Genomic DNA, 25,670 nt, shown 5'->3' on the forward strand with positions numbered 1-25,670 from the left:
TATACTTTAAGCCATGCTAAAGATTGCTCTACCAAAGGGCAGGCTCTTTGAAGAAAGCCTTGAGCTTTTTCTCAAAAAGGGAATAATACAAGAGGGCTTTGAAGAGGGAAGAAGGCTAAGCGTAAGGGTTGGAGACTATGAGTTTCTCCTTGTGAAACCCTCAGATGTGCCTGTTTATGTGGAAAACGGCGTAGCGGACCTTGGAGTGGTTGGCAGAGATGTCCTACTTGAGAAAAAACCAGACCTGTATGTGCTTTTTGACCTTGGAATAGGCTTTTGCAGGATAGTGGTGGCAGGCAAGGAAGAAAACAGAGAAAAATACCTCAAAAGCTCATACTTAAAGGTTGCCACTAAATACCCTCGCATAACTCAAGAATTTTTTTCAGAAAAGGGCGTGAAGTGTAAGGTCATACCCCTGAGCGGTTCAGTAGAGCTTGCACCCCTTATTGGACTTTCTGACTTTATTGTGGACTTGGTGCAAACAGGAAGGACTTTGAGGGAAAATAATCTTGCGGTAATAGAGGAGATAACCACCTCTACCGCCATGCTGGTCTGCAACAGAGCGAGCTACAGAAATAAAAAGGCAGAAGTTTTGCAGGTTCTTGAGAGGTTCGTATGTTTGAGTTCTACACGGTAAATAGGCAACTTAGAAAGGAAGTTTCAACTCCACACGGTAGATTAGCAACTGTAAAGGAAAAGGCGAGCAATAGTGTTGAGAAAGGTAGTTTCAACTCCACACGGTAGATTAGCAACAGCTATTAGAAAATGCTTGATAGATAAGCATTTGCTAAGTTTCAACTCCACACGGTAGATTAGCAACTTCTAAATTTACCCATGCAAGACCGCCACCCCTCGCAGTTTCAACTCCACACGGTAGATTAGCAACTGTAATAATGGAACAGGTTAAACAAACCCCACCTCAAAACTGGTTTCAACTCCACACGGTAGATTAGCAACCTCAACTTGCCACATAAAGAATAATAAGACATATCAAGCCTTTTGTCAAGGGGATACCCCTCTCAAGTGAAGGTGGTTTGCCAGAAGTGGCAGGTCATGCAGGGTTGAGTGTGGTATTGTCAAATTTAAACCATTGAGAGACAAGGCTTTGAGCTATACGCCGTATCGCCGTAAAACCGTATTTATGTTTTTACGGCGTTATGGTCATACGGTCGTATGGCATAATATAAGCTATGAAAAACAAGGCTCAGAGAAGGCAAAAGCACAAGAAAACCACTGTTATCCTACCCTACGACCTCTGGGAAAGCCTACGGATAGAGAGCATAAAGAAAAACATCTCAATGGGAGAGTTGATAGCAAATAAGCTAAGAGAGTTAGAAAAGCTCAGAGAAAAGACTACCATAATGGAAGTTGACGAGGACGGACTTCTCAAGTCTCTTTAGTGAATACTAGCCCTTTAGCCTCAAGAATCAAAAGCCCTATTCAGTTGCCAAGATGTCATGGAAGCACAGGCTTCCAAAAACCTATGAAAGGGATTATACACCATTTATTCACATTCCGCAAGTGGGTAGCTAAAGGGTGGTAAATTTACCTCTCCGTAGGGTGTCCTAAGGGGGTTTTCAAGGAGCTTTTCTATGAGGCTTAGCCTTTCCTCAAGGCTCTCAATAGGCATGCCATATATCTTTGCCAACTCCTCAAGCTCTGGAGCTTTGCCAAGTTTTTTGGCTATCTCCCTTGCGATAACATAGGCTTTTTGGTCTATCTCTGGATAGATGTCCTTTATGTAGGTTAAGAGGTCAGAGGAGTAGACCACCACTCTGTGAACCCTTGCCATTGTTTGAACCATCTGCTCCACCGTGGTCTGCTCGTAAGTGCTCCTTTGCCCCTCTATGCTTAGACCTGCTATGAGTTTACCATTAATCTCTTGGGCGTGGTATATGCAATAGGTTTGTGGGACTTCTTCCCAGCCATGCTCCATGGCTACACTAAGGAAAGCTCCCATAGCCTCTTCTCTGCTTTGGAATATATGCAGGAGTTTGTCAAAGTCCTCGTCCTGTATGCTTGCCACAAGGAGAGTGCAATCACCTATGGGTAGCTTTTCAAAGGTTGGAGATAGCTCCTGCCAGTCTGGAAAAGGCTCAAGGCTTGCTGGGTCTTGTGGTAGGTTTCTAAAGAGTTTTTGCACTTTCATAATAGCCTCCGTGTTGTGCTATAATTATACAGCTTAAACTCTTGGAATGGAGGTGGTATATTGAGCATTCTTGTGGAGCTTGCCAGTAGGGCAAGGGAATTGGGTGGTGTTAGGGTTTACAAAAAGAACATAGAGCGTGTGCTTTCCGCACTTCTCAAAAGTGGAGACTTTTGGGAAATTGTGGATATGTCCGACCTGCCTGTGCCTGCTGCCTCTGGCATAGTAAAGACCTTGGTGGAGAAGGGCATAGCCTTTATAGATGACGAGGAAAACATAAGGCTCACTCAAAAGGGTTTTGACTTGGTCAGAGACCTTGGCATAGAGCCATACGTGGAATATGTGTGCCAAGCCTGTGGGGGCAGAGGCATTCCCTTTTATGTGGACATAGAGTTTTATAGAGAGTTTCTTCAAATTACAAAGGACAGACCCAAAGCCATAAGGGACTACGACCAAGGCTCTGTCACGCCAGAGACCACGGTGGCAAGGGTGCTCTTTATGGATTCCAGAGGAGACCTAAGAAACAAGGATATTCTTGTCTTGGGTGCAGAGGATGACCTTACTGGTCTGGCGGTAGCCCTCTCAAGGAAGGCTCGCAGTGTTCTGGTTATAGACATAGACAAGAGATTAATAGACTTTGACAACAGGATTTTCAAAGAGCTTGGCATAGATAACGCAGAGGCAAGGGTTTGGGATTTGAGAAACCCATTCCCTCAAGAAATATTGGGACACTATGATGTCTTTGTCTCAGACCCACCAGAGACACTGCCTGCCTTTAGGGCTTTTATAGGTAGAGGCATAGCAACCCTTAGAGAAGATGGTGGTGTAGGCTATTTTGGTCTAACTCTCAGAGACTCCTCTGTCTTTCGCTGGAGAGACTTTCAAACCGCTCTGACCACAGAGTTTGGTGTTGCCATAACAGATATAGTCCAAGACTTTAACACCTACATAACTTGGGATTACCATGCAGAGACAAAAGCGGCAGAGGTTGCTCCAGTAAAAAGACAGCCTAAGGGAGTATGGTATAGGTCTGCGTGGTATAGAGTGGAGGCACTTCCTGGCTTCAAAAGGTGGAACGAGCCCATATCTGACGATGTCTTTTACCTTGATGAAGAGGGTTCAACCACTTGACATGAAAGGTATGCTTTGCTATAATTTATAAAGGTTTAGCCCCCATCGTCTAGCCCGGTCCAGGACACCGCCCTTTCAAGGCGGAGATCGCGGGTTCGAATCCCGCTGGGGGTGCTTTTAAAAGCATGGGAAAGAAAAGAGAAGAAAACCTTCAAACGGACTATCAAGCAACAGACATAAAGGCAGTTACTGGTCTTGAGCATGTCCGCTTAAGACCCTCTATGTATATAGGAGACATAGGTGAAAGGGGGCTTCATCATCTCATATGGGAAATACTTGACAATGCGGTTGACGAACATATGGCTGGTTATGCCAGCCACATAACCCTTATAATCCATGCGGACGGTTCTATAACAGTAGAGGATGACGGAAGGGGTATACCCGTAGACATACATCCAGAGACTGGTCTTCCTGCGGTTCAGATGGTCTTTACCATGCTCGGTGCAGGAGGAAAGTTTGACAAAAAGGTCTACAGATACTCTGGGGGTTTGCATGGTGTGGGTGCTTCTGTGGTAAACGCCCTATCTGAATGGCTTATGGTGGAGGTCTACAGGGACGGGAAGATAAACAAGCAGGAATACAGAAGAGGAGAGCCGTTATACGAAGTAAAGGTAGTAGGCAATACCACAAAGCGTGGAACAAAGGTGGTCTTTAAGCCAGACCCAGAGATATTTGAAACTACAAAGATAAAATTTGACATCGTAGAAAGACGCATAAGGGAGTTGGCATATTTAAACCCTGAGTGCACCTTTAGGCTTGTTGACGAAAGAAGTGGAAAAGACTTAACCTACAAGTTTGACAAAGGCATAGAGGATTTGGTGAAGTTCCTCTGCGGTGGCAAGGAGCAATTGTTTGACCAAGTGATAAGGATAAGGGGTGAGAAGGATGGCGTGGATGTGGATATAGCCTTTACCTATACAAAGGACTACAGAGAGTCTGTGGAAACCTTTGTGAATAACATAAAGACCCTTGAGGGTGGAACGCATCTGACAGGCTTTAGGTCTGGTCTTACAAAGGCGGTTATGAAGGTTTTGCCTAATATTAAGCTCCAGAAGGAGCTAAAGGAAACCATAACGGGTGAAGACCTAAGGGAGGGGCTTGTGGCGGTCATATCTTGCAAAGTGCCAGAGCCTCAGTTTGAGGGACAGACAAAGACAAAACTTGGAAACCAAAATGTAAAGAATATAGTGGAGTCCATAACCTACGAATACCTCTCAGAATACTTTGACAAAAACAGAGACATATTTAGGCTTATAGTAGAAAAGGCAGTAGAGGCTGCACTGGCAAGAGAGGCAGCTAAAAAGGCAAAGGAGTTAGTGCGTAGAAAGTCTCCTCTTGAGGATTCTTCTCTCCCGGGTAAGTTGGCGGACTGCTCAGAAAAAGACCCAAGCAAGTGCGAGATATTCATAGTAGAGGGTGAGTCCGCAGGAGGCTCTGCCAAGCAGGGAAGAGACAGAAGAACTCAGGCAATCCTGCCACTAAGAGGAAAAATACTCAACGTGGAAAAGGCAAGGCTTGACAAGGTCTTTGCTAACGAAGAGGTAAAGACCATAGTTAGCTCTCTCGGTTGTGGTATAGGTGAGGACTTAGACCTTTCAAAGCTCAGGTATCACAAAATAATCCTAATGACGGATGCGGACGTGGACGGCTCACATATAAGGACTCTACTTCTTACCTTTTTCTACAGGTATATGCCAAAGTTAATAGACGCAGGGCATCTCTACATAGCACAGCCACCACTCTATAGAATAAAGAAGGGCAAAAGGTCTCAATATGTGAAGGATGACAGGGAGCTTGAAAGTATTCTCCTCAAAACCCTTGAAGAGGAGGCGGTCCTAATAGACCAAAGTGGGGCAGAATACAGAGGAGAAAACCTCTCGCAGGTCCTAAAGCAGGTAAAGGAAATTGAAGAAGGCTACAAGGCTATGGCAAGGCTCAAGGGAGAAGAAGTCCTCAAGGCTCTTCTCATTGCAGGTATTACAGAAGAAGCCCTAAGGGACTCCTCTCTTCTTGGTGAAAAGATAAAGGAGCTTGAGAAACTACTTCCCGACATGGCTATAGATACCCACTACGATAGGCTTGAGGATGCATATGAGATAGTTTTCAAAGACAAGATTACTAATAGAAAGGTTATCGTGGATGTGGACTTTCTCTCTTCTCTGTCCTACAAGTCTCTTCTTGAGGGTTCAAGGGTGAGGTTTCCAGTGAGAATAGTTTACGAAAAGAAGTCTATAGAGGTGGAAAGCCCGCAGGACCTTTATTCTAAAGCTATGGAGTTGGTAAAGGAGTCCTTTGAAATACAAAGATATAAGGGTCTTGGGGAGATGAACCCAGAACAGCTTTGGGAAACCACCATGAACCCTGCCACAAGAAGACTTCTCAGAGTTAGCATAGAGGATGCAGCAGAGGCAGACAGGATACTCTCCATACTCTTGGGAGAAGAGGTAGAGCCAAGAAGAGAGTTTATAGAGGCCTACGCAAGAGAGGTGAGAAACCTTGATATTTAAGAGGATAGTGGTAGGGGTTGACGGCTCAAAGCCCGGCTGGACCGCAAAGGACTACGCCTTTGAGCTTGGAGAAAGGCTTCAAGTTCCTGTGGTGGGAGTTCACATAATAGATAACAGACTGCTTGAGGAGAGCTTTTTAGAGGACTTGGCGGGAGTGCTTGGCTTTACCTACTATCTTGGCATATCTCAGAAGGTAAGAGATTTTTTTGAGGAGCAGGCTAACACCCTTATAGAGGAGTTTCTCGCAGAGGGTAGACAAAGGGGTGTAAGGGTTTCCTCTTTTCAAACCATAGGCATACCCTACGAAGAGCTTGTCAAACAAGCAGACCCAGAGGATTTACTAATCATTGGAAGAAGAGGAAGGCGTCCCATAAAGGGCTTTTTCCTTAGCTCTACCGCAGAGGTAGTCTCAAGAAGGAGCAAGTCTCCAGTTATGCTTGTTCCTGAAGAGAAAAGGCACATAAGAAACATATGCCTTGCCTACGACGGTGGAGACATCTCAAAAAAAGCCCTTGAGCTTGCAAAGGAGCTCTCTAAGCTCTACAATGCCAGATTTTACGCTCTTTATGTGGGAGAGACACCTCCAGAAAGACCCGAAGGTGTTGAGTTAGAGGTCTTGCAAGGCATACCAGAGGAAAAGATAGTAAGCCATTGCAACGAGGGAGATGTGGACCTACTGCTTATGGGAGCCTATTCAAAGGGGAAAGTGAGAGAGCTATTTCTTGGAAGTATAACAAGCTTTGTCCTGCACCATATAAACATACCTCTTCTTTTGGTGAAGTAAGATGGGAAAGCTCTATGTGGTTGCCACTCCCATAGGAAACTTGAAGGACATTACCCTAAGAGCCCTTGAGGTGCTCCAAAGCGTTAACTTCATAGCCTGCGAAGACACGCGCAGGACTTTGATACTTCTTAACCACTACAACATAAAGGACAAAAAACTCATATCCTACTACGAGCCAAAGGAAAGCGTGCAAGTGCCAAAGGTTCTAAAGCTCCTTGAAAAGGAAGACGTTGCCCTTGTGTCAGACTCTGGCATGCCCTCCATCTCAGACCCAGGATACAGACTAATAAGAGCATGTGTGGAAAAGGGTATACCAGTAGAGGTAATCCCTGGACCCAGTGCGGTCCTTACTGCCCTTGTAGGCTCTGGTCTTCCAACAGACAGGTTTACCTTTGTAGGCTTTCTGCCAAGGAAAGGGCTTGAAAAGTTCTTTGAGGAGTTAAAGGCTTACAAGGATAGCACCATAATAGCCTTTGAATCACCCAACAGAGTGGTAAAAAGTCTACAGGTTATGGAGAAGGTATATGGCTCGGAAGTTCCTCTTTGTGTGGCGCGTGAGCTTACAAAGATACACGAGGAGTATATAAGGGGCAAGCTCTCTGAGGTCTTAAAGGATTTGGAAAGTAGGGGAGAGGTAAAAGGAGAAATTGTGTTGATATGGAGGTTGCCATGATAGACCCTCTTCTCCTTGAAAGGTGGGACAAGGAATACTTTTGGCATCCCTTTACACAGATGAAGGTCTACAGAGAGGAAGAAAACCTCATCTTTGAAAGGGGAGAGGGTGTGTATCTTTATGATATAAAGGGTAGAAGGTTCATAGATGCCATATCCTCCCTATGGTGCAACGTGCACGGACACAACCATCCAAAGCTAAACAAGGCGTTAATTGACCAACTTCAGAAGGTGGCACACACCACAACACTTGGAAGCTCCAACGTGCCAGCTATCCTCTTGGCTAAAAGGCTCGTGGAAATAGCACCAAAGGGGCTTACAAAGGTCTTTTATTCGGAGGATGGTGCGGAAGCGGTGGAAATTGCCATAAAACTGGCATACCAATACTGGAGGAATAAGGGAGAGAAAAGAAAAGCCTTTATTACCCTATCAGAAGCCTATCACGGAGACACGCTGGGCGCGGTTAGTCTTGGGGGCATAGACCTCTTTCATGGAACATACAAAGACCTACTCTTTGAAAGCATTAAACTTCCATCACCCTACATCTTTTGCAAAGAAAAATACGGAAGGCTTTGCGATGAGTGTAAGCAAGAGCTTTTGAATATGCTTGAGGAAATACTCAAGAGCAGAGAAGATATAGTGGCGGTGAGCTTGGAAGCAGGCATTCAAGGTGCAGCTGGCATGCTACCCTTTCCAAGAGGCTTTCTAAGAGGTGTTAGAGAGCTCACAAGGAAATACAACACTTTGCTTATAGTGGATGAGGTGGCAACAGGCTTTGGAAGAACTGGAGCTATGTTTTACTGCGAGCAGGAGGAAGTAAGTCCAGACTTTATGTGCCTTGGCAAGGGAATAACGGGTGGATATCTGCCTCTGGCAGCAACCTTAACCACCGAAGAGGTCTTTAATGCCTTTCTTGGAGAGTTTGGAGAGCTAAAGCACTTTTATCATGGACACACCTACACGGGCAACAACCTTGCCTGTGCGGTAGCTCTGGCAAACTTAGAGGTCTTTGAGGAGGAGAGAACCCTTGAAAAGCTCCAGCCAAAGATAGAACATCTCAGAAAGAGGCTTGAAGAGTTTTGGGAGCTTAAGCATGTAGGAGACGTGCGTCAGCTTGGCTTTATGGCAGGTATAGAGTTGGTAAAGGATAAAAAAACTGGTGAAAGGTTTCCTTATGGAGAAAGAACAGGCTTTAAAGTGGCTTATAAGTGCAGAGAAAGAGGGGTATTTTTGAGACCTTTGGGGGATGTTATGGTCTTGATGATGCCTTTGGTGATTAGTATTGAGGAAATGGACCATGTTTTGGATACCTTGAAGTGGGCTATTGGGAGTTTGTAGTGGTTTAGCCTATGGCTTTCAGTTTTACTTCTAAAGTTTCCACTTCTATGAATAGCCTCTTTGAAAAATTCACTACATTTTCAAAAATCTCTGCTAATTCCTCTGGAATATAGGCGTGGGCTATCTTGTTCCTCAAAAGCCTTGCGGATATCCATAGCTCCACATCTTGAAGGTATCCAGCTCTTTGGAGTTTCAAAAGCCTATCTCTCAAAGTGGCAGACTTCTCGCCGTAAAGATACAGCTCAAGAGATACAAAAAAACTCAAAGCTGTCTCCACAAACTTTTCAAACCTAAAGCTCATAGCATCATAACTTTCAAGCTCTTCTGGCTCATAGCTCTTATTTGGGTCGTAGGGTACATAGCCTTTCACAGAAAACTCCAAGAGTCTTTTGGCTTTAAGTAAGTCCTCAAAGCTCTTCAAGAGAAATTCTTTTTGCATTCTTCAAAACCTCTCTATAAAACTCCGTGTCTCTGTATACCAACACATCAATACTCTGGTCGCATTCCAAAAGAAACTTGGTTTGAACCCTTAGTGCAAGCTCCACTGGGTTTTCAGGGTTTTTGGGAACTAGCAAAATATCTATATCTCCACCCTTCAGGTCTTCTCTCAGCCTTGAACCAAATATATAAACCTCCCCTTCAAAGCCTTCCAAAGCCTTCTTAAGGGCTCTTTTTTCTTCCTCCGTCAAACGCATAATGTTAAATATTCTACTCTTTACCCTCTTCGCAAAGTTTTAAAACTCTTACCCTCTTACCTTCGCTTGTCTCAAAGTCTTTTTGCTCTTCTGCCTTTGCTCTCAAAAGGTATCCGAGAGCAAGACTACTTCTCGGACTTACAGAAGTTATAATTCCTATATCTTTGTTCTCTGTCCTTATCTTTTCTCCTTCCTTTAGACCTTCTCCTTCAAGGAGTGCCAAAGCCCTCGCAGGTCTTCCTCTATAATAGACCCTTGCTATGGCTTCTTGACCCACATAACAGCCTTTTGTGAGGCTAATGGCTTCCTTTAAAATACAGGCTTCCAGAGGAGAAAAACCTTCCCTTAGTTCCTTTCCAAGTTTTGGAATAAGTCTTTGGATGCGTATGTCCTCGTATTCCTCCTCAGATAGCATATCCTTCGTATCCAATGAAAGTTCAGAAACTTGACCTATTATCTCATAACCCTCCTCCCTTAGTCTTATAGGATTGCGGGTTAAAAGCATGTTGTCAAGAGATTTCACCTCAAAATCTCCAAGCTCCACACCAAAATGCTCTCTTATAAACTCCCTTACACCCTCTCCAAATAGGAAAATATGCTCCATATCAAGGGCTTCAAAGTAGACCCTCATAGAAAGTTTAAGACGGTTAAACTCCTCAATCACATGGCTAACGTCCAAAGGCGTATCAAGAAGGTAGTGGTCTGCGAGCTTGTATACATAAAACTCTCCTATGGGAAAACCGTTTTGTCTTAGCCAAAGGTTATAGGTAAGTGTGTTTTCCTTCATACCTCTTATATCGTTGCTTAAAAGATTATGCAGAAAGGCGGTATGTTCTTCTACCATGCCCTTTGGGAGAAGTTTTCCCTGCTTGCCATAAACTTTTATCTTGCCTCTTTTTAGTCTTATCCAACGCATGTTTGAATATTAAAGGAAAGTTGGTATTTTCTTCAATGACCACTGTCAATAGTTGGTAATAATTAGCTCATGCTCTCCCTTTCCACGCATATCTCCCTTGCAGTTTATAAACCTTGCTGTGTTTACAACTTTAATTCTGTAGCCCTTATATAGGTTTTTTATAAAGTCAGTATTGGAGTTGGTCAGCATTAGATAAACTCCTTTTTTGTCTAATTCTACAAACAAGTCTCTAAGCCTTATATGGTCTTTTTCTGTGAAATTTTCCCTTGTGTAGTTTGAAAATGTAGAGTAATAGGGAGGGTCAAAGTAGACAAAGTCTCCCGCTTTTGCTTTTTTGCATGTTTCTTCAAAATCTCCACACAACACCTCTAAATCACATGACCTTAAAAATTCAGAAACCGCCCTGAGGTTTTCCTCATCCACTATTTTAGGATTTTTGTATCTTCCAAAAGGCACGTTGAACTCTCCCTTAGAGTTTTCTCTGTATAGTCCATTGTAGCAAGTTTTGTTAAGGTAGATAAACCTACTTGCTCTTTTAATGGGGTCAAGGCTTTTGGGGTCTATGGCTCTTATCCTGTAGTAATATTCTGGAGTATTTTTGTGCATCTTTAGGTCTTCTATGATGTCTTCCACATGGTCTTTTATCACAAGATATGCTTTTATTAGCTCTTGATTTATATCTCCAATTATAGCCTTTCGTGGCTGAACTTGGAAAAACAGAGCACCACCTCCCACAAAAGGCTCTATGTAAGTTTCATAGTTTTTTGGCATATAGGCTACCAGCAAGTTTACTATTTGCCTTTTCCCACCCGCCCATTTTACAAAGGGTTTGGGTTTTGTCCTCTTTGCAAAAATTTTCATGATTAACCACCTTTGAGAGTAGCAATGCTAATAATTTTGTATATCTCCTCTCCTCTTTTAATAGCGTCAAGTTTGAGGAGTCGCATGGAAGGTTTTCTTTTTAGCCATAATATAAACCAAAAACCCAAAAAGCTCTACTGACAGCTACAAAATAGAGAATTATAGGTTGCTTCAATAATGTTCACAAAGCCTAATTAGAAACTGGGCTCCCAGAGGGAGCCGAAGGTGTGTTTTATTGAGGGAATGTAACTTGCAAAGTTCTAACTGTGCAGTTGGTAAAAAGATCATTGCAAGCTCTCACCACTATATAGCCGTTGCCTCTGGTTGTAATAGCCTTTGATGTAGGAGAAGCGGTGCTACCACGAACTTTGCAGAGAGTGGAAGGCGTGCCGAGTAGGTTTCTTACCTCGCACTCAAGCACACCACTTGACCCACAACCTGTAAAAATTTGAAATCCGGGTCCGCAATTGCTCTGAGCTAGTCTGTAGAGACCGGTAAGGGGTGATGCAGGGACCTCTGGCTTATCATACTCAAAAAAACTCAATGTGATAGTTTCCTGTAGCTGAGCCACTCAAGGATACGCTCCAGCTTATGCTATAGGTGTTCCCAACTTGAATGTTATTGCTGGGTGATATGCTGAGGGAAGTTATGCTTATTGTTCCACCACCACCGCCACCACCCCCTACAGGCAAACCTATGTCTCCACCGCCACCTCCTCCACCGCAGGAGAAGGCAAAAAGTGCAAGGGCTGAAAGTCCTGCTAAGGTAGCTTTTCTCATCTCAACACCTCCTTAGGTTTTTTGCTATTTACTACATACAACCCCCATCTTGTCAGAAATCTGACACCGAGACCTATATATTTATGAATTGTGAGAACCGCAGAAGTTCAAAAAAACCTAAGGCAACTTTTGGGAGACATAAAAAGTAAGGAAGGTTTGGCTATAGTCATATTGGTAGCCCTCTTCTATGGGTGGTTTCCAGATAGCATAAAAGACCTCTTAGGTGAGCTATTGCCAAACGAATGGGTGTCTCTCATTCTCTTGGTTTTGTCCATCCTCATTCTCCTAATACTCTACTGGCTTTTGAAACGTTTAATAAGCAAAATAGCAGGGGTTAAATATGAAGTGGAAACTTACGACCAGCAAGAGCTGAAGAAGGTGAAGGTGCTAATGATGGGATTAAGTATACCTCGTCTTGACCCAAAGCAAGGTCATAATTGGAGTCAGCAGGAGTTTTTGATAAAAAAGTGCTTGGAACAAGGTGCTAAGTTAAAGAAAGTTGTAGTAATTCCTTCTCCAGAAAGTGTAAAATACTCTAAGGAGTTTGTTGAATACATGCGGACAAATGCAGAGATAGAACACCACATTTTTGAATTTAGTGAGGCAGTGGACTATGAGGATATGTTGGGCTTACAGAGAACTTTCAACAAAGCAATAGAAAGTCTCAAGGCACAGGGCTACAAGGAAAAGGAAATCTTAATAGACATAACCGCTGGGACTAAAACTTTTAGCGTGGTAGCCTCTTCTTTGACTTTTGACAATGATATTCGCATGTGCTATGTGAACAACAAAAAGCAGGTGGTTATCTTTGATATGGTAGTAGTCAAAGAAGACTAAGCTATAATCTTATTAACGGATGGAAAAGCTCAAAGGTTTTGAGAAACTTTTTGAGAAAAAGTTAGGGGACGAAGAGAAAATCGTAGCTTCTGGGGAGAGGTTCTTGGGGGTTTTTACCGGTGAGACCTTATCAAGGCTTGAAGACCTTCTCAGGTTAGACCTTGGAGTATACAAGACAAGAAGGAGAAGACCTTTTATAGGAAAGCTTGAAAGGGACTTTTACCTTATTGTCTTTCTAACTACAAAAACCTACTCAAAACGCAGGGTAGACCTCAGCCTTTGCTATAGGGGTAAAAATAAAGCATGTCAAAGCCTTGATGTAGAGTGCTTTATTTTAAGAGACAGAAACAGACAAGAGGTGCTTGCCTATATGGTGCATAAGGATAGGTTTAGCCAGTTTAAATACGAATTCTGTGGCACATGTAGAGACCTTGAGTTTCTTGATAGCTTAAGAAGGGAGTATTTTAGATGAAAGACTACAAACAACTTATCTCTGGCTTTTTGTATGGTGGTGTAAAGGAAGAGAACTATATGAAAAAGCTAATAAGGTCCTCGTTGAGCCAGTATATGGATGCCTTGCTAAGGAGAAAATTCGGAGATGACTACGAGGAAGAAGTCCTATCTGAGCTGAGGCTTAGGCTAATAAACAACAAAGACTATCTGCAGAGGTTAGAGTATATAAACCTACATTATTTGAAAACTCTCATAAGAAACTTCTTAATAGACATTATAAACGGTGAGAGGATAGAGGTTTACAGTCTTCAGGAACAGGTTTTTGAGGAAGAGAATGCCAAGCCTGTATTATACGAAGATATACTGAGGGATGAGAGAAACTCTTTTGCGGATGCAGAGGGTGGCACGCTTTTTGAGACACTTATGAAAAACCTCAAGGATAGAGTGATACGATAGTGCTGTGCTATTACTTTTATAAGTATCTGTATAACTCGGAGATGGAGCTGAGGGATATTTCTAAGGATAACCTGTACAAGAGGTGGGAAAGGTTAAGAAAGGGTAAGTTGAGGGAGATTTTAAGTGATGCTTCTGCGGAGGAGATTAGGGTTGTGGCGGAGAGGTTTCTGTCAGAGGTTTGCCAGAAAAAGGGTTATATATGTAATGAAAGAGGAGAGCTGTCATGAGTTTGGAATTGGAGCTTTTGGAGATATACGAGAAGAACTTGAAAGAGGGTTCTGATAAACTTGTAGAGGTCCAGCACAAGAAACCGCCTAAGTGTGGGCAGATAAGGGAACTCTGGAGCGTGCCCGTAGAGCGATTTCTAATATTGGAAGAAACAGGCGAGGGGTTGTATCTTACAGTTCCGATGACCTCTTACCTACAGCTCTTACCAAACAATGCACCAATGTATGAGATTAAAGGGCGTGGTTTAAGACTGGGAGTTGTGCCGGTGTGGGACTATCTTAGACAAGAATTAATCACCACATATAGCCAAGTTATCGGAGTAATATCTCAGGATCAGTTGGAAAGGATAAAGAACTTCCTTAGAGAAAGCCAGAGTATTCCGTGGCATACAAGGAGATTTATTAAACTCAATTCTAAGCGTTGGGCAAAGTGGACCATGTATTCACTGTTGGCTCAGGCGGAGCTTGCAGAAAGGGAAGAGGCGCAAGTTATAAGGCTTTCACCAGATACAGAAAAGGCTCTTGAAGAGATACGCACTTATGCTCTCGCAGCGGATAATAGATACTTCAAGGTAGGGAATTTCTTTGTGGTTTTGGAGGAGGGTTTGCTAAGGCTATACTTGCCTATAGAGTTTGTGGGTAAGGTTGTTAGGGTGCTTTTGGGTTCTGTGGTGGTCTTTGAGGGTGAGGTGGAGTCTCCAAGGTTGGAGATTCTTGGAAACTTCTTTGGAATAAACATTCCGGAGGAATTAAAGGTTGTGGAACTTTAGCCTTTTCAAGGAAGAAGACCTTATAGAGTTTCTCCATAGGGGAGACTTGGAAGAAGTCCTTGTAGACCTTATAAGGCAGTGGGATTATCTAAGCCCTGGGGTGCATTTTGCTCTGGTAAAGTATCTACGCCTTTCTGAAAGGTATTTTGATGAGGAAAAACTTGCCAAGGCTTTGGGTATAAAAAAGGCGGTTGCAAAGGCACTTTTGGAAAATCCCTATGTGGAGTTTGAGTTTCCTGCGGTATCTGAAAGGGATGGCAAGCTAATAAGGGGTCTGGCAATAAAGGATACACCAGAGGTCTTTTGCAACCTACCAGAAAAGAAAAGGTATATCACTCCAGTGGTGGAATATCTGCGTTCCAAAGGCTTTGTGTCTGGGTCTGTTAGTGTTATCTTTGACAGTGAGTTTGTGGGAAACAGCTTTCAACTTTCTTTGACCTTGGCTTTGTGTATGGATGCGGAAAAGAAAAGGCTACCACCAAACCTCTGTTGGAGCGGTGGAGTTAGGAAGGATGGTAGCATAGTGAAGGTGGATTCTTTGGATAAAAAGTCTGAGGTGTGTGAAAGGTTCAACATGCACTTGGCTATGCCCTTTCATCTTCCTAAGGTGGATGACCTTTTGAATTGGCTAAGTGCAAATATTGTGGAAGTTCCTGTGGCGGTTTCCATTGACCACCTAAGGCTTGAGGAGTTCTTCCATAAGGAGGAAAACCTACTAAACTTAAAAAATATCCATCGCATAGACCCATCAAAACTTGTCATACAAACAGGTCAGCTAAGTGGTATCAGATGGCAGGAAACTGCAAAGAGGTTTTTTGGGCTCATAAGCGTTCTTGACTATACCCTCATAGGTAGGCTAAAAGCTCATATTGTGGTAAACGGACCTGCGAGCCTTTCCTTTGCCTTGGGAATTCTCTACGGACACACAAGACCCTCTGTTTTCTATCATTACCATAGCAGTGAGAGAAAATACTTTCCCATTGACCTACAAAACACAAGGGAGATAAAGGAACACACAAGGGACTACCAATTTGTGAAAAGTGAACTAAAAGAAGGTGGAGAAGACCTTGCGGTAGTCCTCTTTTTCTCCCACCACAATCCCACTGCGGACGTGGAGCATTTCTTAGAGAGCAAGGGCATTAAGGCAGACCTTTTGCTCCTTACCACAGAATCTTATAGGGGAAACCTTGAGCCGAGCACTTTCAAGAGGATAGCTCAAGAAATCTCCTCTGCGGTGCAAGAGGTAAAGGGTAAGAAAGCCTATAAGGCAATTCACTTTTTCTTTTCCTGCCCTGTCGCTTTGGCATATCTTTTTGGCGTAGCCTTTGGACACTACGACAAGGGATACATATACAACTACAGTAGCAAAGACATAACCTACGAGCAGGTGCTTGCCCTTGAGTTTCTGAGAAGTTTGCGAGAGGGAGGATACATTATAAATATGGGAGGGTAGCGATGGAGTGGTTAGTTTTGGTTTTGGTGCTTGCCTTTCTTATAATGGAGGATTAAAAAATCCAACGATGAAGCCTTTCCAAACTCTTAGAGATAGGAGGTGAGCTATGGAATGGATACTTTTACTGCTGGCAGTCCTCTTTCTCCTCTGGAAGATAAAAGATGCCAACGACGAAGCCTTCTCTTCTAACGTGCACCCTGGAACTTCTAACCTCTCAGAGCAGTGGGAAGACATAAGCCCAGACCAAGCAAGCCCTTTACACTCCCACAGCCTTCTTGAAGATGAAAACAGGGGAATGTGGGACAGCCACTCATCCTTTGACTACAATACCACAAGAAGATGGGACAGCCACGATGACTGTGATATTTCCAGTGCCATGTGGGACCCATCATGCCCTATGTATCATGTCTTTAACGACCATTGGAACTCAAGCAACGACAGTTGGTGGAGCTCCTCCAATGACTGGGACAGCGGTAGCTCTTCCTGGAATAGCTGGGGTTCTTCCGGCTGGGAGTATCCCTCGGCATAGACAAATATCCCTATTAGGGACACTTATCCACACCTCAGGTTTAGGGACTGACTGAAAGTATGGATTTCTTTCAATCAACAGGAGTAGCCTTACTCCAAAGACACTTATGCCGCTCATCAAACAGGTTTCGTGAGAATAATTCTACCTGCTTGATAAGGGCTTGCTCCATACGACGTAAATGCAAGCTCCACTTAGCACGGCTAAGCAGGTTCCTGCTTGCGTTCACATCCGCATGAAGTCTTTTGCCACATAGCTTGCACTCAAACTCACTCCTTGTCCTTCTGTTGTCTTTGTCCACATATCCACAGTTGCTACATGCTTGTGAACTATAGGCAGGATTTATATACACTACCTCTATGCCATATTCCTCGCTTATGTCTCTTAACTTCCTCCTTATCTCCCCAAGCCCGAACCTTATAAGCACCCTCTTTACTGATTTTGGAAAGTTGTTTATTACCCTTTGCAAAAATCCTCTAAGGTCTTCAAGCACAAGTCTTTGTGGCTTGTATAGGTATATCACCCTGTTTATTATCCTTCTGACTTCACTCTTCACATATCCACTTAGCTTGCTTTGAAGTCTTACATACCTCTTGCTTTCTGTTGGCTTTTTACCTGCTCTTTGCATCTCCCTCTGTATCCTGTCTATTCTATCTGCATACTCTTTTACCCTGAGATAAAAGCCTCTACCAAAGAGGTCTCCTCTGTCTGAAACAAAAAGACACTCCATCCCAAAGTCAAGGGCTATATCTCCACTGAAAACTATGTCTTTTCTTTCTATCTCCTTCACAAGTCTTAATGTGCCATCCTCAGATATCTGAACCATGCTTGTTAGCTTTCCACCTCTTTCTTTGAAGTATTCATGAAGTCCTACAGGCAAGTATATGGGCTTTCTCCTTTCATGTGTAGATAGCCTTATCCATAGGTCAAAGGCTTTGGCTTTCTTTGGCTTTTCCAGTAAGGCACATTTACTGTCTAAAAGCATAGAAACACTTCTAAAACTTGGCTTTTTCCAGCTTTTGAGAATATGCTTGAAAACCTTTTTGGCAAGCAGTCTTTCCTCTGTCTCTATCTCATACTCATACTTTTTTCTGTCTTTATCTATCCACAGGGCTTTTTGGAATAAGCCACTCCTTTCTGGAGTTGAGATAAAGGAGAACTCTTTTTGTCTTTTCAGGAAGTGTTGAGCTAAGGACTATCTCTTTGAACCTTTCTTGGAGATTGCCAATAAAACTTTCCAGTGTAGGGACTACCACATGGTATTGGATAGTGGACTTGAACCTTTCTGAGAGGGGGCAGTTTAAGTGTTTTTGGACTTGAATAGCCCTATACATAGGGAATATTATAGCTTTTGTGTCTTAAGCTTTTTGAGGATATACATTACCATTCTTGCACACAAATGTCAATATTTTCAAAAAACTAGTCGCTAAGACCAAAAAGCCCGTAGGTTGTAGAAGGAAGGGAGTATAGCTCTCTGAAGCTTACTTCTACTTTTTTTGTGGCTTTTCTTTCTACTGCAGGAAGCATTTTGTTCCCCTATTATATAATATTCCTGCTTAAACTCAGGAGGTGCAAAATGGTTGAATACGCTCAGAGAATAAAAGCTTTGCCTCCCTACCTTTTTGCTCAGATTGACCAGAAAAAGAGGGAAAAGCTCGCTCAGGGTGTAGATATTATAGACCTTGGAGTAGGAGACCCAGACATACCCACTCCTAAGCCTATAGTGGAAGCTATGCAAAGGGCTGTAGAAAAGCCAGAGCATCATAGATATCCTTCCTACGAAGGCATGCTTTCTTTCCGTCAAGCGGTAGCGGATTGGTATAAGAGACGCTTTGGGGTGGAGCTGGACCCCCAAAAGGAAGTGGTCGCCCTTATAGGTTCAAAGGAAGGCATAGCTCACTTTCCTTTAGCTTTTGTAAACCCTGGAGATGTGGTGCTGTGTCCAGACCCCGCTTATCCTGTATACAAGATAGGCACGCTTTTTGCAGGCGGTGAGCCTTATATTTTGCCACTTAAAGAAGAAAACGGCTTTCTTCCAGACTTTAAAAGTGTTCCAAAGGATGTGTTAAAGAGGGCAAAAATTATCTGGGTAAACTATCCTAACAACCCAACCTCTGCTACCGCAACTGAAAGCTTCTACAAGGAGCTCATAGAGTGGGCAAGGGAGAATAACATAATTGTTGCTTCTGACCTTGCCTACTCGGAGATATACTTTGGCAATGAAAAACCCATGTCCATCCTACAGATAGAGGGTGCAAAGGAGGTAGCCATAGAGTTTCATTCCTTTTCCAAGACCTTTAATATGACAGGCTGGCGTCTTGGTATGGCGGTGGGAAACGAAAAACTTATTGCAGGTCTTGGAAAGGTAAAGACAAACGTGGACTCGGGACAGTTTCAGGCAATACAAGAGGCTGGTATCAAAGCTTTGAGCCTGCCAGAAGAAGAACTACAGAAAATAAGGAATACCTACAAGGAAAGAAGGTCTGCTATGGTAAAAGCCCTTGAGGAAGTGGGGCTAAGGGTCTATCCTTCTGATGCTACCTTTTACCTGTGGGTAAAGGTGCCTGAGGGCTATACCTCTGCGGAGTTTGTGTCAAGGCTTCTTGATGAGTGTGGAATTGTATGCACTCCTGGGAATGGCTTTGGAGAGTATGGAGAAGGATACTTTAGGATTTCCCTCACTGTGCCTACTCAAAGACTTCTTGAGGCTGTGGAAAGGATAAAAGGGCTTAAGCTATGAGGAAAAGGGAAGTATGGGCTTCTAAGATAGGTCTCATATTCGCCGCAGCGGGGAATGCTATAGGTCTTGGAAATCTCCTTAGGTTTCCATCTAAGGTAGCTCTCTACGGCGGTGGTGCCTTTATGGTTCCCTACTTTGTGGCTCTTTTCCTCCTCGGCATACCTTTGATGATACTGGAGTGGGTTATCGGTAGGTATGCGGGTTCAAAGGGGCATGGCTCTATGACTGGCATTATGGGTTCTCTTTTCCATCATGCCAACTGGGCGAGGGTGTTGGGTTCCATAGGTGTAGCAATACCCTTTCTCATAGTGTGCTACTACATATACATTGAGTCTTGGACGCTGGGTTTTGCAGTGCTTTCTCTTTTTGGACAACTGCCACATCCTGTGGATAGCACCGACCCCAAAACCGCCATGCAACCCTACGTGGACTTCTTTAAAGGCTACACAGAACCCTCATACTTGGCTATATTCTTTCTTACTATTACCCTTGCGGTTAACTGGTATATACTCCAAAGGGGTGTGGTAAAGGGTATTGAGCTTACCGCAAAGGTAGGCATTCCCGCACTTTTACTCATGGGTATTTTCCTTGCCATAGTCTCTCTTTCCATAAGAGGTGGTAAAGGCTTAGAGGGTCTGCTTTTCATATACACTCCCGATTTTAGCAGGATATATGACCCTCAGGTTTGGCTTGAGGCATCGGGGCAGATATTCTTTACCCTTTCTCTCGGAATGGGTGCTATTGCCACTTACGCCAGCTATGTAAAGGCAAGGGAAGATGTTCTAAAGGCTGGTCTTTGGACTGCAGGTCTTAATGAGTTTGTTGAGGTGGTCATAGGTGCCAGCATAGCAATCCCAGCGGCCTTTGCTATGTTCGGGGCTGTGGCGGTGCCAGAGCTCGCAAAGGAAGGCACCTTTAGGCTGGGCTTTATGTCTATGCCTGCGGTTCTTATGGCTCTGCCTTTGAGCTGGCTTTTGTCTGCGGTATGGTTTTTCCTGCTTTTTATCGCAGCACTAACATCAAGCCTTGCTCTCATACAACCTCTAATAGCACTCTTTGAAGATGAGATGAGATGGTCTCACAAAAAGGCGGTAAATGTCTCTATGCTTATGGTTTCCGCTGGTGCTTTTCTTTCTGCCTTTCTTCCTGGGTTTATAGATGAGGTGGACTTTTGGGCTGGAACCTTTATGCTTGTGTTCTTTGCCCTCATAGAGATAATAGTTTTTGTGTGGATATTTGGAGTTAATAGGTTTCATCACGAGCTCACAAGGGATGTTTTCATAAAAGTTCCCAAGTCCTTGGTATATTTCTTTGCCATAGTATCTTCCATATTTTTGGTAATACTCCTCTACCAGTGGGGGGTAGTGCAAGCACCCAAGGTGCTATCTCAGGGTGGTGTGGATGTAGTTATTGCACGAATGTTTATAATCTCCACCCTTGTCCTGTTCGCCTTTATTGCCATAGAAAGCAGAAGAAGATACCTTTCTGGACCGCATATATGAAAGAGATCCAGCTTGCTCAACTTGCTACAGGTATTCCAAGGATAGAATACAATCTTGGTATAAGAGAGGCTTTAAAAGCCTTTGAAGAGTATGGTATTTATGACTTCCTGGTTGTGGTAATGGATAACAGACCTATAGGCATAGTGAGCAAGCTCGACCTTATCAAGGCTCAACATAGAGAATACTTAACGGTGGGAGACCTTGCCCATCCTCTGATGAAGCTGAGGAATGCAACTCTAAAGCCAGAACACCTAACATCCCTTTTGGACTTTTTTAACACCTATAAATCACCTATCCTGCTTGTGGACAAGAAGGGTTCATACATGGGTATCCTTTTCTACCATGTGGTTCTATACCATGCAAGCCTTTTTAAAGAGGCTACAGTTCCCATGTTCCAGAAGATAAGGTCTCTTTTTGGTCAGGAGTATTACTTTTACTGCTTTTACATAAAGGGTCTGAGAGAGTTTGTGGAAGAATATGGGTCTTCAAAGGGTGAAAGCCTTCAAAGAGTCCTGTATGAAGATGTAAAAAACAGTATACAAGGAGATGTGAGCCTCTCTTACGAAGAGAATGAAGTCTATGCCCTTTCTAAGGTAAAGCTAAAAGAGGGAGAGATAATGGATCTATACAGAGAATTTCAGAGAGAATTTTCCTTGCTTTATGCGGATGCAAAACCTGTTTATCTCCTCGGTTATTGTATACCCATGAAGGATTTGAAAAATTTTGAGGATTTTTTCAGGCTAAGCTCAGAGTTAAAGAAGAGAATGGAAGATGTCCATGATGCATCTTGCTTTATATTTCACGAAGAAAAACCTTCAGTGGTTTTGTGTGAATATGAAAGGAGAGAGCTTATACATCACATAAGAAACAGAATAAAACAAGATTTTGAAAGTATAGTGGAAAGCCTAAAGAAGACAGACAGAGACCTCTGGGAGTTTGTTCTGTATGACTTCTTTAAGAAATATCCTTACTTTGAGCTTTTCTACATAATAGGAGAGAGCGGTCTTCAGGTTTCTAACAACGTGGTAAACCCAAGGCTCACCTACACGGTAAAGACCGGCAAAAAGGGGGCAGACAGGTCAGAAAAGGAATACTTTAAAAGGGCAGGTTACGAAGATGTATACATCTCCAACATATACATATCACAGGCAACCGACGACTTTTGCATAACCGTCTCAAAAAAGTTCAGCTATGGGGAAAAGAGCTATGTGCTTGCAGGGGACATAAACTACCGAGAGGTGCATAAATTGGTAAAGGGTTATGCGGAAGAGCTCAAGGCTGATAGGTAGCTACGCATACAGAAACCTAAGATACACCAAGAACCATCCTCTTAGAATACCAAGGGTTTCTCTCCTGCTTGAACTTTTAAAGGCTATGGGTCTCCTCACAGAGGCGGAGCTTGTAGAAAGCAGACCAGCCCAGTGGAAGGAGTTGAAGCTTTTCCATGAGGAAGAGTATCTCAGAGCCCTTGAAGAGTGCGACCACTGTCAGTGTGTAAAGAGAGAGCATAGAGAGAGGTTTAACATAGGCACCTATGAGAACCCAGTGTCTCCAGCCATGTGGAGGGGTTCTCTGCTTGCCACTGGTTCTTCCGTGCAGGCGGTGGAGCTGTTTCTTGAGGGTTTTACCACCTTTAATCCTGCGGGTGGTATGCACCACGCTTATCCCTCAAGAGCAAACGGCTTTTGTTTTATAAACGACCCTGGCGTAGCCCTCCAGTATCTCCTTTCAAAGGGTTATAAGAGAATCCTATACATAGACCTTGATGCACACCACTGCGACGGAGTGCAAGACTTTTTCTACGAGGATGACCGGGTGTTTGTCTTGTCCCTGCATCAGTCTCCTGAGTATGCCTTTCCCTTCAAGAGAGGCTTTATCCATGAGCGAGGCTTTGGAAGAGGTAAAGGCTACAATCTCAACATACCACTACCAAAAGGGCTCAATGACAGGGAGTTTCTGTTTGTTCTTGAAAAGCTATTGCCAAAATTGGCAGACCTTTTTAAGCCAGAGGTATATATCCTCCAACTTGGCACCGATGTTCTAAGTGAGGATTACCTTTCTAAGTTTGAGCTTTCCAACTGGGGCTTTCTTAAGGCTTTTGACCTAATAAGAGATATCCTTGGAGAGGGTATATATCTTGGAGGTGGAGGCTATCATCCTATTGCACTCGCAAGAGCTTGGTCTCTTCTATGGTGTAGAATGTCGGGAAGGGACATACCCAAAAGCCTAAACCAAAAGGCAAGGGAACTTTTGCTTTCTGTAGACTTTGAAGAGTTTGACGATGAGGTAGATAGGAGCTATATGTATGAACTGCTTTTAGATATGCCAAGAGAAGGAAGTGTTAGAGAGGAGGTGAAAAGGGTTGTTAAAGAGGCTATAACCTATTATGAATGAAAATTCTTCTGTGCTTCCCTCTTGTGAAGGATCTTTGCACTGGTTATCACAAGGTAAAGACCGCTAAAAGCCAATCCCACGAGCCCAAGGAAGAAAAGAAAACTTTTGAAATCTTCCAAGAAGTTTTTGGCACCTAAGGAATATTGTAGAGCCTTAGCCATCTCCTTTTTATCAAAGACCACACCATACACATACTTTTTAATCTTCATATCTGGAGACACAAACACCACAAGGTTAGGATGAACAAAATCCTTCGTCTCAGGAATGGACATAAACCTAAAGTCTATAGCATCCACGAGCCTAAAAAGGTCCTCTTTTGTCTTTGCCCTAACCACCTTCCAGCCTTCACCGTCAAGACCATATTTCTCCTGAAAGGCTCTAATGTCCTCTTGTCCGTCAGATGGGTCAAAGGTAAAGGAGAGAACCCAAAAGTCTTGCCCTGGCTTTCCAAGGAAAGGAATTACCTTTTTTAGGGAGTCCGTTATTATGGGACAGGCGGAGTTGCAGTGTGTGTAGATGGGGCTCAGGACTACGGGCTTCCCCTTTAGGCTGTGAAGGTTAAACTCTCTTCCTTTAGAGTCTACCAGAAGAACATCTGGAAGCTCTCTGCCAAGGGTTTTACCTTCGTTAGGAGGTATTCCCGTTGAACCCTCCTGGGAAAAGGCGGTAATAAAAAAAAGGAGGAGGGCTAAAAGCCCTCCAGACAAATGGCGCACGACGGAACCCTCATTTAATAACCTCTGCCATTTCCTTCTTTTCATCCTTTGCGGACTGAGGTTTTGTTATAGGTGCTGGGCTTTTATCGTTATAGCCAGGGGAATCAAAGAATACACCCCTCTTTGTAACGTCGTATAGTGCTGGTATGTAAGACACGAGAAAGAGCAAGGAGCTGAAAACAACCCAAGGGGTAAGTTTCTGAAGTGCTGGCATCTTCTCATCATGATACGGCTCCGCAGTGGGAACTTCAAGCTCCGCCTCCTTAGTAGCTGGAGATAGCAATGTTCCAAAAAAGGAAACCGCCCAGAAGATAAAGCCAACCACTATAAGCACCCCTGCAAACACGGAAAGTTCCGCATAACCTACCCATTCTGGTCGGTAAATGGGTGATTCTGGGTTTAAATAAGATATGCCTGTGTTTGTTCTTCTTGGAAACCCATGAAAGCCTGCAATAGACATGGCATATTCAAATATAAGCATACCCTGCCACCAGAGCCATGGAGCTAACACCGCAAGGCCTTTGAACCTTATCTCTTTTCCAGTAAGCTGAGAAAGGAAGAAAAGGGACATACCGAGGAAAACGAGCGTCACAAGACCGCCAACGGTAGTATGAAAGTGGCCCGGCACAAAAGAAGTGTTGTGGACAACTTGGTTCATGTTGTAAGAAGCGTTTACTATGCCCGTTATACCTCCAACAAAGAAAAGGAAAAGACCCGCCATGAAGTAAGAAACAAGCCACTTATTACCCTCAAGGCTTATGTAGGGTATTTTTGTCCACCAATAGAAAAGGGAGTTTCTAACTTCTGGGTATTTAGATTTTATGGAGTATTCAAGAGATGCAGCAACAGTAAAGGCGGTTATCATGCTTGGAACAGCCACACCGAAGGTGAAAAGGGCATGTATAAGTTTGTAATTGTTGGTTATTCCGGGTTCTGTAAACTGGTGGTGAAGACCTACAGGGAAGGAAAAGATAAGGAAGAGTATAAACACAAACCTCGCAGCACCATCAGAATAGAGTTTGCCATCACCTGTGACTATCTTTGGAAGGACTGTGTAAAGCATTACATAAGCTGGCAGAAGCCAGAAGTAAACTACTGGGTGTCCAAACGCCCAGAAGAGGGTTCTGGCAAGAGATGGATTTATTTCCTGAACAAGACCAAGGGAAAGAGGAAGGAGTTGGAAGAGAACTTCAATAACCACTGGCACCACCATTATTACCCACATGATGTGGTTTATTAGCATGCCGTAAACTGCAAAAGGGACCTTTTGACCAGGGTTCTCTCTTTTCCATAAGATGTAATTGGGTAGCCAGTCAAAGAAAAGAGGAACTATAGAACCTATTATCAGTAGTGCAGCACCAAGATAAAAGCTCCAATGGGCTATAAGGGGAGGATAGAAGGTATAAAGCACATTTGCTTTACCAGTGAACATAGCCCAAGCTGCCATAAGCGTGCCACCAAACATGAGAATAAGGCTTAGCCATTGCACAGCAGGTCTAAGAGGCTTCTTCAGATAATAGAGAAATACGATATTTCCAAGGGCAACTATGATTATGGTGGTAAAGACTATAGCGTTTATGACACCGTGTAGAGTAAGCCCCTGATAGTATTCTATGCCACCCACTGACATGTCTTTTATAACCCCAGCCCTGTAAAGCACCTGCATAAGACCGTGGTATATACCAAAAACAAGGAACAAGATGGGAAAAACTATTTCCGCCACTATGATGTTTCTTATTGTTTTATCCACCTTCATGGCAAACCTCC

Annotated in this window: 29 protein-coding genes, 1 tRNA gene and 1 CRISPR repeat array; of the genes, 20 read left to right on the forward strand and 10 right to left on the reverse strand. The window is 43.5% G+C overall.

The window, feature by feature from the left end; all coding sequences use genetic code 11:
• Positions 1–13: 13 nt before the first annotated feature.
• Together hisG and G3M65_RS02565 are read left to right on the forward strand one after the other, a co-directional pair.
• Entirely contained in the window at positions 14–637 is a 624-nt protein-coding gene (hisG, locus tag G3M65_RS02560; RefSeq protein WP_173833006.1) for an ATP phosphoribosyltransferase, read from the forward strand.
• 19 nt (positions 638–656) lie between these two features.
• Positions 657–957: a CRISPR direct-repeat array (repeat unit 30 nt; unit sequence AGTTTCAACTCCACACGGTAGATTAGCAAC).
• Between the two features lie 233 nt (positions 958–1,190).
• Complete coding sequence (locus tag G3M65_RS02565) at positions 1,191–1,400, forward strand: chromosome segregation protein SMC (RefSeq protein WP_173833007.1); 210 nt, start codon at positions 1,191–1,193, stop codon at positions 1,398–1,400.
• Between the two features lie 104 nt (positions 1,401–1,504).
• Here G3M65_RS02565 and G3M65_RS02570 read toward each other — a convergent pair whose 3' ends face one another.
• Positions 1,505–2,149 carry a hypothetical protein gene (locus G3M65_RS02570; protein WP_173833009.1) on the reverse strand — a complete coding sequence of 215 codons (645 nt, stop codon included), beginning with the start codon at positions 2,147–2,149 and terminating at the stop codon, positions 1,505–1,507.
• A 60-nt stretch (positions 2,150–2,209) separates the two neighbouring features.
• On the opposite strand from G3M65_RS02570, the gene G3M65_RS02575 reads away from it, so the two are divergent.
• From G3M65_RS02575 to bioA, 6 genes are all read left to right on the forward strand, one after another.
• Entirely contained in the window at positions 2,210–3,277 is a 1,068-nt protein-coding gene (locus tag G3M65_RS02575) for a bis-aminopropyl spermidine synthase family protein (RefSeq protein WP_173833011.1), read from the forward strand.
• Positions 3,278–3,315: 38 nt separating this feature from the next.
• Positions 3,316–3,391, forward strand: a tRNA-Glu gene (locus G3M65_RS02580).
• 11 nt (positions 3,392–3,402) lie between these two features.
• Complete coding sequence (gene gyrB / locus G3M65_RS02585) at positions 3,403–5,784, forward strand: DNA topoisomerase (ATP-hydrolyzing) subunit B (protein ID WP_173833013.1); 2,382 nt, start codon at positions 3,403–3,405, stop codon at positions 5,782–5,784.
• On the forward strand, positions 5,774–6,568 hold the full coding sequence (locus tag G3M65_RS02590) for a universal stress protein (protein WP_254426297.1): 795 nt from the start codon (positions 5,774–5,776) through the stop codon (positions 6,566–6,568). Before gyrB ends, G3M65_RS02590 begins: the two co-directional genes overlap by 11 nt.
• 1 nt (position 6,569) lies before the next feature.
• On the forward strand, positions 6,570–7,241 hold the full coding sequence (gene rsmI / locus G3M65_RS02595) for a 16S rRNA (cytidine(1402)-2'-O)-methyltransferase (protein WP_173833014.1): 672 nt from the start codon (positions 6,570–6,572) through the stop codon (positions 7,239–7,241).
• Positions 7,238–8,578: an adenosylmethionine--8-amino-7-oxononanoate transaminase gene (gene bioA / locus G3M65_RS02600; protein WP_173833016.1), complete on the forward strand. Its 1,341-nt coding sequence runs from the start codon at positions 7,238–7,240 to the stop codon at positions 8,576–8,578. The genes rsmI and bioA overlap by 4 nt, the downstream gene beginning before the upstream one ends.
• 4 nt (positions 8,579–8,582) lie before the next feature.
• Here bioA and G3M65_RS02605 read toward each other — a convergent pair whose 3' ends face one another.
• From G3M65_RS02605 to G3M65_RS02620, 4 genes are read right to left on the reverse strand one after another with little or no spacing between them, the layout of a single operon-like run.
• Positions 8,583–9,017, reverse strand: a complete 435-nt coding sequence (locus G3M65_RS02605; RefSeq protein WP_173833018.1) for a hypothetical protein — start codon at positions 9,015–9,017, stop codon at positions 8,583–8,585.
• The gene (locus tag G3M65_RS02610) at positions 8,986–9,273 is read right to left on the reverse strand and encodes a nucleotidyltransferase domain-containing protein (protein WP_173833020.1); all 288 of its coding nucleotides are present in this window, start codon (positions 9,271–9,273) and stop codon (positions 8,986–8,988) included. Before G3M65_RS02610 ends, G3M65_RS02605 begins: the two co-directional genes overlap by 32 nt.
• Positions 9,274–9,286: 13 nt before the next feature.
• Positions 9,287–10,189, reverse strand: coding sequence for a CAF17-like 4Fe-4S cluster assembly/insertion protein YgfZ (gene ygfZ, locus G3M65_RS02615; RefSeq protein ID WP_173833021.1), 903 nt, complete (start codon positions 10,187–10,189; stop codon positions 9,287–9,289).
• Between the two features lie 45 nt (positions 10,190–10,234).
• Positions 10,235–11,050 carry a DNA adenine methylase gene (locus G3M65_RS02620; protein WP_173833023.1) on the reverse strand — a complete coding sequence of 272 codons (816 nt, stop codon included), beginning with the start codon at positions 11,048–11,050 and terminating at the stop codon, positions 10,235–10,237.
• 314 nt (positions 11,051–11,364) lie between these two features.
• Between G3M65_RS02620 and G3M65_RS02625 the strand changes: the two genes are divergently transcribed.
• On the forward strand, positions 11,365–11,502 hold the full coding sequence (locus G3M65_RS02625; RefSeq protein ID WP_173833025.1) for a hypothetical protein: 138 nt from the start codon (positions 11,365–11,367) through the stop codon (positions 11,500–11,502).
• Positions 11,503–11,580: 78 nt separating this feature from the next.
• Here G3M65_RS02625 and G3M65_RS02630 read toward each other — a convergent pair whose 3' ends face one another.
• A complete protein-coding gene (locus G3M65_RS02630) occupies positions 11,581–11,829 on the reverse strand; it encodes a hypothetical protein (RefSeq protein ID WP_173833026.1) in 249 nt (82 codons plus the stop codon).
• Positions 11,830–11,919: 90 nt separating this feature from the next.
• Here G3M65_RS02630 and G3M65_RS02635 point away from each other — a divergent pair, with 90 nt between their 5' ends.
• The 7 genes from G3M65_RS02635 to G3M65_RS02665 all read left to right on the forward strand — a co-directional run bounded on the left by G3M65_RS02635 (position 11,920) and on the right by G3M65_RS02665 (position 16,554).
• The gene (locus G3M65_RS02635; RefSeq protein ID WP_173833027.1) at positions 11,920–12,666 is read left to right on the forward strand and encodes a hypothetical protein; all 747 of its coding nucleotides are present in this window, start codon (positions 11,920–11,922) and stop codon (positions 12,664–12,666) included.
• 19 nt (positions 12,667–12,685) lie between these two features.
• Complete coding sequence (locus G3M65_RS02640; RefSeq protein ID WP_173833029.1) at positions 12,686–13,138, forward strand: hypothetical protein; 453 nt, start codon at positions 12,686–12,688, stop codon at positions 13,136–13,138.
• The gene (locus G3M65_RS02645) at positions 13,135–13,575 is read left to right on the forward strand and encodes a hypothetical protein (protein WP_173833031.1); all 441 of its coding nucleotides are present in this window, start codon (positions 13,135–13,137) and stop codon (positions 13,573–13,575) included. The genes G3M65_RS02640 and G3M65_RS02645 overlap by 4 nt, the downstream gene beginning before the upstream one ends.
• Before the next feature lie 41 nt (positions 13,576–13,616).
• On the forward strand, positions 13,617–13,802 hold the full coding sequence (locus G3M65_RS02650) for a hypothetical protein (protein ID WP_173833033.1): 186 nt from the start codon (positions 13,617–13,619) through the stop codon (positions 13,800–13,802).
• A complete protein-coding gene (locus G3M65_RS02655; RefSeq protein WP_173833034.1) occupies positions 13,799–14,572 on the forward strand; it encodes a hypothetical protein in 774 nt (257 codons plus the stop codon). Before G3M65_RS02650 ends, G3M65_RS02655 begins: the two co-directional genes overlap by 4 nt.
• The gene (locus G3M65_RS02660; RefSeq protein WP_173833036.1) at positions 14,559–16,025 is read left to right on the forward strand and encodes an SAVED domain-containing protein; all 1,467 of its coding nucleotides are present in this window, start codon (positions 14,559–14,561) and stop codon (positions 16,023–16,025) included. Before G3M65_RS02655 ends, G3M65_RS02660 begins: the two co-directional genes overlap by 14 nt.
• Positions 16,026–16,131: 106 nt before the next feature.
• A complete protein-coding gene (locus G3M65_RS02665; protein WP_173833038.1) occupies positions 16,132–16,554 on the forward strand; it encodes a hypothetical protein in 423 nt (140 codons plus the stop codon).
• A 70-nt stretch (positions 16,555–16,624) separates the two neighbouring features.
• Here G3M65_RS02665 and G3M65_RS02670 read toward each other — a convergent pair whose 3' ends face one another.
• On the reverse strand, positions 16,625–17,536 hold the full coding sequence (locus tag G3M65_RS02670) for an RNA-guided endonuclease TnpB family protein (protein ID WP_173833040.1): 912 nt from the start codon (positions 17,534–17,536) through the stop codon (positions 16,625–16,627).
• Between the two features lie 112 nt (positions 17,537–17,648).
• Positions 17,649–17,885, reverse strand: a complete 237-nt coding sequence (locus tag G3M65_RS02675) for a hypothetical protein (RefSeq protein ID WP_173833041.1) — start codon at positions 17,883–17,885, stop codon at positions 17,649–17,651.
• A gap of 242 nt (positions 17,886–18,127) precedes the next feature.
• On the opposite strand from G3M65_RS02675, the gene G3M65_RS02680 reads away from it, so the two are divergent.
• Genes G3M65_RS02680 through G3M65_RS02695 form a run of 4 tightly spaced genes read left to right on the forward strand, consistent with a single transcriptional unit; the run spans position 18,128 to position 23,187 of the window.
• Positions 18,128–19,291 (forward strand): LL-diaminopimelate aminotransferase, encoded by a 1,164-nt coding sequence (locus tag G3M65_RS02680; RefSeq protein WP_173833043.1) that lies wholly within the window; start codon positions 18,128–18,130, stop codon positions 19,289–19,291.
• Positions 19,288–20,793 carry a sodium-dependent transporter gene (locus G3M65_RS02685; protein ID WP_173833045.1) on the forward strand — a complete coding sequence of 502 codons (1,506 nt, stop codon included), beginning with the start codon at positions 19,288–19,290 and terminating at the stop codon, positions 20,791–20,793. Before G3M65_RS02680 ends, G3M65_RS02685 begins: the two co-directional genes overlap by 4 nt.
• Positions 20,790–22,082 carry a PDC sensor domain-containing protein gene (locus G3M65_RS02690; protein WP_173833046.1) on the forward strand — a complete coding sequence of 431 codons (1,293 nt, stop codon included), beginning with the start codon at positions 20,790–20,792 and terminating at the stop codon, positions 22,080–22,082. The genes G3M65_RS02685 and G3M65_RS02690 overlap by 4 nt, the downstream gene beginning before the upstream one ends.
• Complete coding sequence (locus tag G3M65_RS02695) at positions 22,054–23,187, forward strand: acetoin utilization protein AcuC (protein ID WP_173833048.1); 1,134 nt, start codon at positions 22,054–22,056, stop codon at positions 23,185–23,187. Before G3M65_RS02690 ends, G3M65_RS02695 begins: the two co-directional genes overlap by 29 nt.
• Here the strand turns inward: G3M65_RS02695 and G3M65_RS02700 are convergent.
• Together G3M65_RS02700 and G3M65_RS02705 are read right to left on the reverse strand one after the other, a co-directional pair.
• Complete coding sequence (locus G3M65_RS02700; RefSeq protein WP_254426298.1) at positions 23,178–23,903, reverse strand: SCO family protein; 726 nt, start codon at positions 23,901–23,903, stop codon at positions 23,178–23,180. The genes G3M65_RS02695 and G3M65_RS02700 overlap by 10 nt on opposite strands.
• Before the next feature lie 10 nt (positions 23,904–23,913).
• On the reverse strand, positions 23,914–25,659 hold the full coding sequence (locus G3M65_RS02705) for a cbb3-type cytochrome c oxidase subunit I (protein ID WP_173833051.1): 1,746 nt from the start codon (positions 25,657–25,659) through the stop codon (positions 23,914–23,916).
• Positions 25,660–25,670 lie beyond the last annotated feature (11 nt).

It is taken from the genome of Hydrogenobacter sp. T-8, from assembly GCF_011006175.1.
GTDB classification, from domain to species: Bacteria; Aquificota; Aquificia; order Aquificales; family Aquificaceae; genus Pampinifervens; species Pampinifervens florentissimum.